This window comes from Psychrobacter sp. HII-4, from assembly GCF_904846595.1.
Lineage (GTDB): Bacteria > Pseudomonadota > Gammaproteobacteria > Pseudomonadales > Moraxellaceae > Psychrobacter > Psychrobacter celer.
In genome coordinates, this window is sequence record NZ_CAJHBJ010000012.1 from 1 (window position 1) to 11,513 (window position 11,513).

At 40.0% G+C, this 11,513-nt stretch carries 12 protein-coding genes; 5 read left to right on the plus strand and 7 right to left on the minus strand.

What is annotated here, in order from left to right:
• Positions 1–147 precede the first annotated feature (147 nt).
• The 4 genes from JMX98_RS07490 to JMX98_RS07505 are packed head-to-tail and all read right to left on the minus strand — an operon-like array spanning position 148 to position 2,261.
• The gene (locus JMX98_RS07490) at positions 148–465 is read right to left on the minus strand and encodes a hypothetical protein (RefSeq protein ID WP_201585642.1); all 318 of its coding nucleotides are present in this window, start codon (positions 463–465) and stop codon (positions 148–150) included.
• Positions 466–475: 10 nt separating this feature from the next.
• Positions 476–766, minus strand: coding sequence for a hypothetical protein (locus JMX98_RS07495; protein ID WP_201585644.1), 291 nt, complete (start codon positions 764–766; stop codon positions 476–478).
• Complete coding sequence (locus JMX98_RS07500) at positions 763–2,013, minus strand: Arm DNA-binding domain-containing protein (RefSeq protein ID WP_201585646.1); 1,251 nt, start codon at positions 2,011–2,013, stop codon at positions 763–765. Before JMX98_RS07500 ends, JMX98_RS07495 begins: the two co-directional genes overlap by 4 nt.
• Positions 2,014–2,045: 32 nt before the next feature.
• A complete protein-coding gene (locus JMX98_RS07505) occupies positions 2,046–2,261 on the minus strand; it encodes a hypothetical protein (protein WP_025646831.1) in 216 nt (71 codons plus the stop codon).
• A 122-nt stretch (positions 2,262–2,383) separates the two neighbouring features.
• Between JMX98_RS07505 and JMX98_RS07510 the strand changes: the two genes are divergently transcribed.
• From JMX98_RS07510 to JMX98_RS07525, 4 genes are all read left to right on the plus strand, one after another.
• The gene (locus tag JMX98_RS07510) at positions 2,384–2,602 is read left to right on the plus strand and encodes a helix-turn-helix domain-containing protein (protein ID WP_201585648.1); all 219 of its coding nucleotides are present in this window, start codon (positions 2,384–2,386) and stop codon (positions 2,600–2,602) included.
• An 846-nt stretch (positions 2,603–3,448) separates the two neighbouring features.
• Positions 3,449–4,003 carry a hypothetical protein gene (locus JMX98_RS07515; protein ID WP_201585650.1) on the plus strand — a complete coding sequence of 185 codons (555 nt, stop codon included), beginning with the start codon at positions 3,449–3,451 and terminating at the stop codon, positions 4,001–4,003.
• A gap of 18 nt (positions 4,004–4,021) precedes the next feature.
• Entirely contained in the window at positions 4,022–6,376 is a 2,355-nt protein-coding gene (locus JMX98_RS07520) for a hypothetical protein (protein ID WP_201585652.1), read from the plus strand.
• A complete protein-coding gene (locus JMX98_RS07525) occupies positions 6,377–9,610 on the plus strand; it encodes a tyrosine-type recombinase/integrase (protein ID WP_201585654.1) in 3,234 nt (1,077 codons plus the stop codon).
• Between the two features lie 125 nt (positions 9,611–9,735).
• On the opposite strand, the gene JMX98_RS14295 is transcribed toward JMX98_RS07525, so the two are convergent.
• From JMX98_RS14295 to JMX98_RS07540, 3 genes are read right to left on the minus strand one after another with little or no spacing between them, the layout of a single operon-like run.
• Positions 9,736–9,990, minus strand: coding sequence for a transposase (locus tag JMX98_RS14295; RefSeq protein WP_413786534.1), 255 nt, complete (start codon positions 9,988–9,990; stop codon positions 9,736–9,738).
• On the minus strand, positions 9,926–10,366 hold the full coding sequence (locus JMX98_RS14230) for a transposase (RefSeq protein WP_201585658.1): 441 nt from the start codon (positions 10,364–10,366) through the stop codon (positions 9,926–9,928). Before JMX98_RS14230 ends, JMX98_RS14295 begins: the two co-directional genes overlap by 65 nt.
• The gene (locus JMX98_RS07540; protein WP_265089356.1) at positions 10,338–10,586 is read right to left on the minus strand and encodes a transposase; all 249 of its coding nucleotides are present in this window, start codon (positions 10,584–10,586) and stop codon (positions 10,338–10,340) included. Before JMX98_RS07540 ends, JMX98_RS14230 begins: the two co-directional genes overlap by 29 nt.
• Positions 10,587–11,080: 494 nt before the next feature.
• On the opposite strand from JMX98_RS07540, the gene JMX98_RS07545 reads away from it, so the two are divergent.
• Entirely contained in the window at positions 11,081–11,488 is a 408-nt protein-coding gene (locus tag JMX98_RS07545; protein WP_201585662.1) for an ISAs1 family transposase, read from the plus strand.
• The last annotated feature ends 25 nt before the right edge of the window (positions 11,489–11,513 follow it).

Consider the following 11,513-nt stretch of genomic DNA (forward strand, 5'->3'; position numbering starts at 1 on the left):
CGTCAAGGTGGTCAATGCCGATTCGAAACTGGACGGCGGCGCTCAATCGCTTTATGATTATGTTCGATGACCGTATCAGCAGACATTTAATCTAAATCGCAGTTACACAGAATTCGGGATGGTCTCGGCTTTAATATTTTGAACAATTTATCTGTGATTATGCTCTTGCCAAGTGGCATGCTCACACACCTCACAGCACCAACTGTCTTTTGCACGCAAATAGGGGATATCTGCTGGCACTTCTAAAGCACAAACAGTGCCACAATAAACGCATTGCACATCATCTAGATAGGCAAAACACTGAGCGACTGTATCAAACAGAATATGAGAACTGATGTCATACTTTCGACAAACTCCTTCCACATGCTCGATAAAATCACTTCTATGATCATACGCCCAGTAATCACTACAGATTTTGAGGTCCCGTGCATTCTGCGTCATATTCGGTTGAAGTTTTACACTCATAGTATTCTCCTTAAAAGCCACAGGCCGGTTGAGGTAGAAGCCTATAAAGCTCGCTTTGCAGCTGCTGGTACATTTCATCAACAAGATAATCAGGATTATTATCCAAGTGCTGCTGTACCCACACGCGCAGTGCCATATGATTATCAAAACAAGACTTCACTCCTAAGAAACGCGCTAACCCCTTACCAGATTGAATACAAAGCTCACAAATGAGCGTATTAGCAATTTCATTGGCATCCTCACTGATGGCACCATCCCGTTTGAATTCAGCAAACAGCTGCTCATAATTGATGATTTTCATTGTGACGTCTCCTTGTCTGATTTAGCGTCTGAGATAAGTTCTTCCGTCTCAGCTTTAGAGTGACTCGACTCTCCTATTAACCGCTCTTTACTCGCCAGTAGTAGAGTGTCTATTGCAGAGCCATCCTGTCGGGTGATATCAGGGACATAGCGGCTATATACCCGAAAGAGCATCTCCGTACTACTGTGACCCATTTGCCGAGCTATCCACTCAGGGTTTTCACCTGCAGCAAGCCATAGCGTTGCTGCCGTATGCCGAGTCTGATACGCGCGCCGATGTTTGAGACCGAGTAGGGCGAGCGTGGGTTTCCAAATCCGACGATTCACATTGCGATATTCCAAAGGGTTGCCTTGTGAATTGCAAAATACAAACTCTGACTTACCATAGGTGACAGATTTTTGATCTTGCAGTGCGTTATATACCAACTGCGACATTGCAATCTCACGCTGTGAGCCAAGCGTCTTTGTCGGACCCATCTCACCATTGACCAATGCACCGCGAATACGGATCTCACGCCGATCAAAATCAACGCAGTCCCATTTCAGTCCATCAATCTCACTGGTACGCATCCCTGTGAAGAACCGAGTCGTATAATAGGGCTTATAGTCAGCGCGAACATGCTTTAAAAACAGCCACACCTCTGTTAGCGTAAACGGATTGACATCAGGACGCGCTTGCTTGAGCGTCTTGATGTTCTTATAAGGCATCTGAAACTCATAGCGATCAGCTGCCTCTTGTAGTATCATACGTAGTGGTACCATGATCTCGTTGATCCGTGCTACAGACAGACTTGACTGGGCATCTTTACCGTAGCGAACTTTGGCGAGGGCGCTACGAAAAGCCAGCAAGTCTGTTTTTTTTATGGCATGGACCGCTTTGCCACTAAACTCAGGTAACAGATACTTATCAAGGATAGTCTGAACCTTAGCTTGATAACTCGGTCGCCATTCAATCTTCTCCTCCTCATACCAAATATCAGCGAACTGCTCAAAGGTTGGATTGCGACTGATACAAGCTTCCGCTCTATCAGTCAATGCCGTCATTTCTTTGGCACGTTCACTCTTTGGGAAGTAGGCCGCATAATCAAAAACACCTAGGGTGATTTCTGCTTCCATCTTTTCGATAATCTTAGCCAGCTTCTTTCGATTAGCTGGAGTGTCTGTGAGATTGGTCGTCTCACGGCAACGCATATTCATATATCGAAAATCTACGAATAGCTTGCCACGTCTCGCTCTTATCGAGGCCATTATTTCGCTCCTTGTTTATGTAAAAGTAAAACTTACTGTAAAGACATTCCATTGATAGCGCTCATAACGGGCTTGCACATATCCTCTTCGATACGCTCCCATACATAGAGGATCTTACGACCGCCAAACGGGCGGATGTAGTGGATATTCTCAATCAAAACCGTGTCTTTAAGTTGATTGCGGATAGTGCGCGCATCGTATTTGATACGATCTGCTAGTTCTTGAGTAGTAAGGTAAGTCTGTGACATAATAGTTCTCCTTGTGAAATAAATTTACTATTAGTGCGTTATTAGTTATCACTAATGAGTACATATTATCTATAAATATTATCACTTGCAAGCACTTTTTTATCACTTTAAGGATTTTATGTATGATTAAACTCAATTTGCCTGTTTTATTTGCGGAAAGAGGGATTCGTGTAGCAGATGCTGACAGGATGTCTAAACTAGGAAGATCTACTTTATATCGGATGTATAATAATGAAGTAACTAGAATAGATTTCGATTCACTAAATGAGCTTTGTAAGCTTTTAGATTGCACACCTGGAGATATCATCCTCTATGAAGAAGATGAGATTGATGAGAAGTGATTTTTAGAGGAAGTTTAAAATAATTGATAGCAGAGTGTTGAAAAGTCATTAAGCTTGTTTCTTTTATGGGGTTTTGCTTTATTTAAATATTTTTAGGTTGGGGTCAATTCAGTATTCGTAGTTTTAGGGCAGGGCACGGTTTGGGCACCAAATGGGCACCGCACTGAAAACGAGCTTTTTGACTGATTAGATAAACTTAACTATAAGAAAATAAATATTCGAAAAAATACTCTACAAACCCCGAAAAATGGACAAAAAAAAGCCTCACTATTAAGTGAGGCTTTTTAAATATTTGGAGCGGGATAAGAGATTCGAACTCTCGACCCCAACCTTGGCAATGTCATAAGATAAAAATACTTAAATACATATTAAGCTGTATCCATTTATTTTAAAGGGATACAGCTTTTTTTATTATCTAAATAAATTTGTAAATATTAAGAATAATAAAATTATTTTAATATTTTAGTCACTGTAGTTTTACGTAATTTGACACATAGCATTTTTGGTCATACACTTTATTTAACCTCCTCTACTGAAACAGGACTGCTCTGTTTCGAGATGTGCGTCAAATCATCAGTATAATTCAGAAGGCATTCCTCGCTTCTTGTCACTTAATTTGATTTCTGAAGAATTGGATAGTGAATTGGTGCTTTTTCTCAAAGACAAATTGCCCCAAATGATGGCAATGATAGACAGAAATGAACGATTTAATGGTGCTTTGCGGACGATTATCAGTGAGTAAAGTTGAGATGTCATGGAATAACAATATTTTAAGGCGATATTGATCAGTTTATTTGGTATGACTGGATTGCTCATGCAAATGGTTTAAACAAGTTGAGGTATGCCATGCCGAAGACGAATAACATAAAATCCCGTCATCGTTTTTTGATCCCTAGTAAGCATAGCATCAGCGTGCATAAGGTAGCCAAGTCAGCTTATCAAGCCTGGCTAAATTGCCGAGTAGATCATCAACACATCAATTTATCTAGGGTGGATGATTATCATAAGCCGCCAATTCGTCTGATTGAAACCAAATCTGGCTTTCATTACTACCATGCGTTTGAACGGATGCAAAATATCATGCAGTTTGAAGCAAACGATCGCCAGCCTTTCATTATCAGCGAACATAAAGACTGGCATATTAAAAAAATGGCATGGGTGGAAGTTTTACAATTAGCTTTCATACGTGAGGTCAATCACGTACTGCTTTGGCATACTCTAAAAAATGATTGTCCCCCAACTGTTTTGCAAGAGCTTATGCAAACATCCACTTTAGAAAGAAAAGATTACGCCAGCTTTGCGGGCATTGATCTTTATCACTTTGAATATCAACAGCGAAAGATGGTAGCCCAGCAAGACTCCCTCAGCTTACCCATTGATATGAGTTGGGCAAACGAATAAAAAAAGACGAGCAATTTTATGGCGACCACGGACGTTACGGCTGAATGGATACTTAATAAACTGGTACCACCAGACTCACCCTGTGCAGATCAAGTACAAGGCTTTATCACTGCATTGATTCAAGAACACTGGGACTATTCATCTGATTTGATCGAACCCTATACCGATGATTTATGTAACATCAAGCGTCAGGATAGCCAGCGTAACCTGCTGACTGCTTCACAGTGTGAAGATATTATAGGAAAGACAAGATCGGAGGGAATGAGTAAAACTTGGGCAGTGCCGTATATGCTGGCACTTTTCACGCAAGTTTATCGAGATGAATTATTAGACAGACCTGCATGGCGTTTTATGAGTGGTTATTTGCAAGCCATGGTTTTATTGACCGCTCGGGATGATGAGCATTTTAAAAAAATCAATCAGCTAGGAATACGAGTCCGAATGGGCTTAAAACCCGATAATGTGCAGTCTACTATTTTGGCGAAGCTAATTAAACGGCACACATCGTCAGCAACGCTTAAAGATATTTTCGATAAGCTCAAAGTTTATGAAACCCAAACCAAGCAGGAAGAAGTAACAGGCAAGGACAACAAACTTGGCAGTAAGATTGGGCAGATTCGCTTAGCTTATGAAGTCATCATTAAAGATTTGGATTTTATCAGTAAAACAGGCGGTGGACAGCGAAAAAGTACCAAAAAACATCAATCACAGATTCAAACTGACCTGCTGCCCAACTTAGATAATTTTTTAGATAAAGATGACACTCCTGTCCGTACTTATCAGCCTTTAGTTGAAGATAACAGTAATGTTGCTCAAGCGGAAACTCAAAGCGATGAGGACGCTCCCAAGCTACTGGATAATGCCTTTAGACCCAGTAAAAAAACCGCCAAATCCGCAGAGCTTCAGCGATGGGAAATCAGAAACCAAGCACGACATAGCAGGCGTAATCAGTTCGCTTTTCCCAGTAACCTTCGGGTTCTTGGCTTGGCAAGCTATCAACGTATATTTGCTTCACTATGGCTACGTTTGGACGACGTGGCATTACCGCAAAAGCGCGTGATAACCGTTATTTTATTATCATTATTATCGGGAAGAAAAATCGGAGATTTAATCTATGACCTTCAGCAGACTAGGTCGCAGCGGGTCATATTGTCGTACCAGGCCAAGCGTTCAGATGAGTTACCCATCACAAGTATAAAAACAGAAATTAACGTAACTGCCAACAATCGCAGTGCACTCAAAAAACATCGGCAAAGTTTTGGCAATACATTTTATTTACCGCTACCCAGCACCTTACAAACAATATGTGATTATAATTTTGAGGTTGATAAGCAGGATGTCGATGACACTATTGCTACAATAAAAGAAGACTTAAACTTGCCACTGCTTTTTCGCCAACATATCGAATCGGCGTTGTCAGTGATCATCATTCACGATGTCGGCAAGCCACTCCATGGTGATTTGATTACGGGGGTTGACGTTAAGCATTCTGCTCCACTTTATTATACCAGTATGACGTCAGAATCTTTAATAACAACATATGACCAAGCGTTGTCGCTACTAATTGCTTATTTACCACAGGAACAACAATTAGTGTTTAAGTCTGGGTTGTTCGGGGATGCCCATGCCATGAATAAGCCTGTTATTGGCAGTGATATGGCGTTGAATAAAACAGTTTGTCAGAAGTTTTTTCAGGAGCTAGTCACGCATGTCGAAAAATATAATGATGTCTCAAACCAGTCACTAAGCATCCATGAGGATTTTAGTATCAAGCAATTTAATGCCTATGGACTGTGGCTGTGGCATGTGTTGCAACTGCTTACAGGCATACGCCCTGTCAATGATGCTCCTGGCTTTCTCAACCAGTTTAACTTTAAACAACAGCTGTTGTGGGTTTCGGATAAAGCAAATAAGGGTAATAGTCGTGAAGGTCGGCTCATTCCCTTAGCTGATTTCGTGATAACGGCGGTACAAAACTACGTGGCATATTTACAAAGATTTGCTAGCAAACACAACGTGCAACACGCTAAGTATCCGCTAGATATTGATGATATTTTTCAATCTAAAAAGCCGTTTTTAACTTTCTTTAACTTCAATCCACTAGGATTTATTGCTTATAAACCTAGCCGAGTTCAGAGTTTACTGGGTGGTTTTTTACGCCATCAGGATAATTGGCTGCGGCACCAATTACGCTCTTTGCTAACCAATCGAGCAGATGAAACCCTAATTTGTGCGATATTTGGGCATGAACATCCCGAAAAGGAGCTGATGCATCCTTTTTCTTCAGCCAGCATGTCCGACCTTAAAATTATTAAAACTCACCTTGACGACATCGCTAAAGAGCTGACGCTTAAACAGGTGGAGGTAACTTAAATGTCCGATCATGCTCACCTTGCCCGTGCTGATAAACAAAAGGATCTAAAACGACAAATTCAAGAACGTGCGTTTAGCATTACTCAAAAAATTTTACAAGCTCATCAACTGAATGAATCCTCAGATACGACTGAGCTGTATCAAACGATTGATGATGAATTAAACCACCATTTTCCAACCTTTAATCAATACCGCATCGCCCGCCAAGGCTTTCTGCAAGCAGTACGAGACTTTAATAAATCAAGTGAGTTGCAACTAGACGAGCCTGTGGTACCCATTGTTGAAGGGCGGGATAAGCTGACCATTAGTTATGATTGGTTTGTGGAGGGATCAAAAGTCAGCGACAGTTATGACGTAATGCTCGGTATTTGGCAGAACAAACGTAAGTTTCCTGCAAACGATAAGGTGAAATACCTATTATACAGCTCTATCATGATTGGTGGTCTCTGTGATATTGAGGCGTTAAAAGCCTTATATGACTGGCTTTTTGGGGAGCGGAAGCTGTATCAAATCAACCTCAGCGAGTTGGATGAACGACAAAGACCATTTGTCGTTATACCTCTTGAGGTCAATGATGAACGCTATGGCTGTACGCATCAAGATGAAAGCCACTTGATAAGATATGTCAATTACGTGCCAGACCCCGTCAGCCTGATGTTTTTATATGCCTTAAAAGATATTGATATCAATAAACGAAAAATCAGTCCGTTTGAAACGCTTATTAATCAACTTAGCAATCAGCTTAACCTAACCCAGCGTGACCGCGACAAACCACACCTTTCGCATCTCGTTAAGTATGCCAATTTTCATTGGCGTAATTTGCCTGAGTCAGCCATCGATGAATCAGGCAGTTTGGTGATGCAGGGTGACGTAAAAACAACGGCACTGCCTTTCAACAAACTGATCAACTATAACAAAGAAATAGTTAATAACAAGTCTTCTTATACAGCATTCCGCTGGGACTTATTATTTACATACCAAACCCCCCATATAAAGCAACCCCATAAACTTAAGCACTATCCAGCTTTTAGTAAAAATGTTATTAAAAGTATTCAAGATGCCCTAAAGCAATCAAAGCCAAAGGCAATTGAAGATATCCAACAGTTACTAACAATATTTCCTCAGCCCAATGCATCTCGTTTGATTGAATGGACATTATCATTGCTCGAAGATGGCAAAAGTAATCAGCAGTCTATCAGTAAATACATCGGTTCAATTGGTCGAGATTGGCTCATGTTAACTATGGACGAAGATTTAAGTCTGTGGGAGTCGCATGATTATGCAGAGGTTTATGAGCAGATTTTACAACAAAAATGCAATGATGGTCGTAAACCAAGTGTTCTGTACCAAGAAGATAATGATGACATAGATCCAGAGCTTAATGACGAAGACATTGAAGCTTTGGCAGAGTTGGATAATAAGAATGATGATGTGTCACTAGAGGAGGGGTTTGACGTAACTTATAAAGAAAGCGAAAACGATGACGTTAGTGATGTCAAAGTTATTCTGCCAAAAAATAAGACTTTTATTAAAGGACGTCTGTATGCGTTCCATGAATTTCAAAAGAGACGCTATAAAGAGGACTACGATGCCCCAGATTTAAGTTTTGGGCGTAAGGACAGCTTACAAATTGTTAAAGCCAATATGATATCGCCAAAGGTGTATTGGGCAATGCAATCTCAATTAAATAACGCACCGCTAAGTGAAGAACAGAAACAACTGTGCCTAAGCAGCATCACTCTAGCATATCGCACGGGCATAAGGCTAAATGAACTGGCAGGCATACAAGTCAAAGATATTGAAGACAGTACACACAGTGAAACGATTAACATTGTACTTACTCCCAATCGCTATCGACGTCTCAAAAGTAGCAGTGCCCGACGTAGGATTCTTATTACTCCATTGTTCAAACCAGTAGAGCTTGATAAGTTTAAACAGTTGATCGCTCGCCAACGACGAGCAGGACGAACGTATTTATTTTCACAAGGTGTCGGGAATTATCCACTACCGAGTCATATCTTTGTCAATCTATTACGAATACTTCTTGATCTGACACTTGGTGAAAATAATCACGATTATACGTTTCATAGTTTTCGGCATACTGCCATCAGTCAGCTGGCATTGGTTGTCAATAAATCGCCGTTAACTTATACGATGACTGATTACACAGCAGATGACGTTGAAGCAATCTGTCAGGCTTTATTAGGACGTCATCAAATTCAAGGGGTATGGTTTGGGTTGGCAAGCTTTGTGGGGCATTTGACCTGTAATACGACATTTGAGCATTATATTCACACCGCTCATTTACTTGCTGGAGAACAACTTAGTCAAGCCAAGCTCCGCATGCCATTAACCACGTGGCAAAACATCACCGGGCTGGATTATCAACGGGTGAATTACTTTGATAAGACTGCCTATGATAAGAATACCAAAACAGTCGATTTAAACAGTCTTAGCATATATCTTGCTCGGAAACTGCATGCTCATCATCACCTACTGTTTGCAGATAATAATAAAAAGTTAAATAGCCCCTCCGTCCGTGCTCAATCTCAGAGAAATGATGATCCAGTTAAGAAATCAATTTTTATCCATGCTAAATACAATGATGCCATTAGTTTTTTATTTAATTTAGATGAAATCAGCACTGAAAATAGAGAAAAACAAGTCGAGAAAATTGGCGTTAAACACGGCATTTACAGCGATGAGGCGAGGCAAATTTTTTCCAATGCGAAGCGGTTAAATAACAATGATAAATTGATCATCAAACCAAAAGGTCAAAATACCAATGATTTAATTAGTCTTGCTATGGATCGGGCTTATCAAATGTCTATCAAACAACCTGATAACTTAAAAAAATTTGTAGAGATTTATCAGCAAAAGCACATCACTTCAAACGCTTATCTACATTTTGGAATCAAAGAAAACCAGAAAGAGCTTTTAGCCGAATTTATGAATATTGCTTGTCAGATTATTGATGCTCAACATTGGCAGATACGATCTGATAAGAGACAAGCGGTTAGAGACTTGAAGAGCAAACATAACTTAAACTCTCAAATAATGACAGGCACACGACCCAATTTTAAGGGTTTTGAGGTACGAGTGGTGATGAGAGCCGAGCGAGCTGAAACAACAGAAACTGATTATCGGTCGTCAGGGGTACTTAAGTTTGTGGGTGGGTTGCTGGTTTGTTTGGTGGGCTTGGGTGATACTAATGGTACAGCTAAATCTAAATAAAGTTGGTACAACGTATGTGACTCAAGCAAACGTAAAATAAAGCGATTGAAGCTGTAAATGTATTAATTTTACTATCTTAGCTATATCATATTACTAAGTTTTAGTTTACATATTTCAATATATAGTCAATCCGCTTTAAAACTGTAACAGCAGAGATTATTGAATAAACGATTTAGATCATGTTCCAACCAACCTTGACTTAACTTTTTCACCTCTGCCCACTTCTTTTCAATAGGATTTAAATCGGGGCTGTAAGGTGGTAACCATAGTACTCGATGACCATGACGATTTAATAATTTTCTAATTCGCCGTGGCTTATGAAAGCTGACCACTCGAGCACAGCTCTCGTCTTGCACTTCGGGTAAGTGTCCCCCAGACACTTACTTGTCCTCGTTCATCTATCACGATGACACATTTTCGATTGAGCTTTGGAATCAAGGTATCTTTAAACCAGTGGTAAACTGTTTTCCAATTGACGTTTGTTTTGAAGTAGTCAATGGCAAACAAAGTCTTCTGGTATAGAGCGCCAATGACATTGGTTTTATGCTTTTGTTGCCAGTTGTACTTATCAATGCATGGTAGGCCTTGAAGGGTGTAGCCAAAAGCTCGTAGTACTTCTTTCTCGAAGCCACTCTCGTCCATATAAATAATGGGGTAACCTTGACGTTTATAATGCTCAAGCTTTAGTTGATACTCTAATTGTTTCAGCCAGCTTGCTTTAGGATGTTCAAGGCTTTTTTTTACGGGTATAGCCAAGACGTTTCATAGCGCGCTCTATACCAGATTTAATGCAACCAAGTCGAGCCGCTCTTTCATAATAGTAAGCATCAGGATAATCAATAATGTCCTGTTTAAGCGCCTCATCAGCTATTTTACGAGGAGACCTATTAGGTGGCTTAATACTGATATCTTTCTTCCAATTAGTTATTGTCATTGGGCTGATATCGTATAGTTTAGCTGCCTTACGGATACTCATGCCCTGCTTAAGCGATTCTAAGACCTTTTTACGAAGAATCATTGGATAAGTCATAACCTTAAATAGGTTACTGATAGGTTGGATTAATGGTACTAATTCTTAAGTGGATTGACTATATATTTAAGTTATTAGAATCAAAAACATTTTATGCTTTTCTGTGTTTACCGAAATCCTTTACTTTTTAAGATGGTATCTGATTTAAAAACAATAAAATTAAATGATACTCTTAATATCAAGGATAACTAATCATGGAAAACGCATCCCAGGTTTTACAACTTGACATTTTAAGTTTTAGCGTTAAAGAATAATCATCTCGCCTCGTCCTGTATGAGGATGTTTCGCTGTAGCTTAATACTGAATATGACAAAGGCAGTCTAGCCATATAGCTGACTGAAGATAAAATCGACACAAGGCAGCGGAACGAAGGTGTATCTATAATACTGCAAGCGAGTTTAACACCGTACCAGTTTTATATGGTGTTAGCCACACATGAAATGATTAATAAAAACCATGTGAGCATTGAGGACAGACGCTATGCTTTATCTACAGATATCGACTGGTTAGAACAAAGGTCTGAGTGGACAGGACTGAAGTCAGTGGTTATGGTGGAGTCCAATCGTATGATTGGCGAGACTACCAGTACTGAACGCCGTTATTATTTGACCTCGTTAACCGATTTATCAAAGGTAGCTGACCCTATCCGTGCTCATTGGGCTATTAGAAATTCACAGCACTTGGTGCTTGATGTGACCTTTAGTGAGGATGATTCAGTGAAGTTACAAAAAAATGCTCGTAGTAATAAGGCTCTGCTTAGTCGTATTGCTCTAAATCTACTCCGTGATCATGATGATAGCAAGCTATCGATAAAACGTCGCCGTATCACAGAATACTCAGTACTATGATCAAATTCTATTCGGTAAGAGTTTG

Bases quoted from the DNA above. Each gene is read 5' to 3' on its own strand.
- JMX98_RS07490 (WP_201585642.1), bottom strand. From the start codon at position 465: ATGAGTGTAAAACTTCAACCGAATATGACGCAGAATGCACGGGACCTC.
- JMX98_RS07495 (WP_201585644.1), bottom strand. From the start codon at position 766: ATGAAAATCATCAATTATGAGCAGCTGTTTGCTGAATTCAAACGGGAT.
- JMX98_RS07500 (WP_201585646.1), bottom strand. From the start codon at position 2,013: ATGGCCTCGATAAGAGCGAGACGTGGCAAGCTATTCGTAGATTTTCGA.
- JMX98_RS07505 (WP_025646831.1), bottom strand. From the start codon at position 2,261: ATGTCACAGACTTACCTTACTACTCAAGAACTAGCAGATCGTATCAAA.
- JMX98_RS07510 (WP_201585648.1), top strand. From the start codon at position 2,384: ATGATTAAACTCAATTTGCCTGTTTTATTTGCGGAAAGAGGGATTCGT.
- JMX98_RS07515 (WP_201585650.1), top strand. From the start codon at position 3,449: ATGCCGAAGACGAATAACATAAAATCCCGTCATCGTTTTTTGATCCCT.
- JMX98_RS07520 (WP_201585652.1), top strand. From the start codon at position 4,022: ATGGCGACCACGGACGTTACGGCTGAATGGATACTTAATAAACTGGTA.
- JMX98_RS07525 (WP_201585654.1), top strand. From the start codon at position 6,377: ATGTCCGATCATGCTCACCTTGCCCGTGCTGATAAACAAAAGGATCTA.
- JMX98_RS07540 (WP_265089356.1), bottom strand. From the start codon at position 10,586: ATGAGTATCCGTAAGGCAGCTAAACTATACGATATCAGCCCAATGACA.
- JMX98_RS07545 (WP_201585662.1), top strand. From the start codon at position 11,081: ATGATTAATAAAAACCATGTGAGCATTGAGGACAGACGCTATGCTTTA.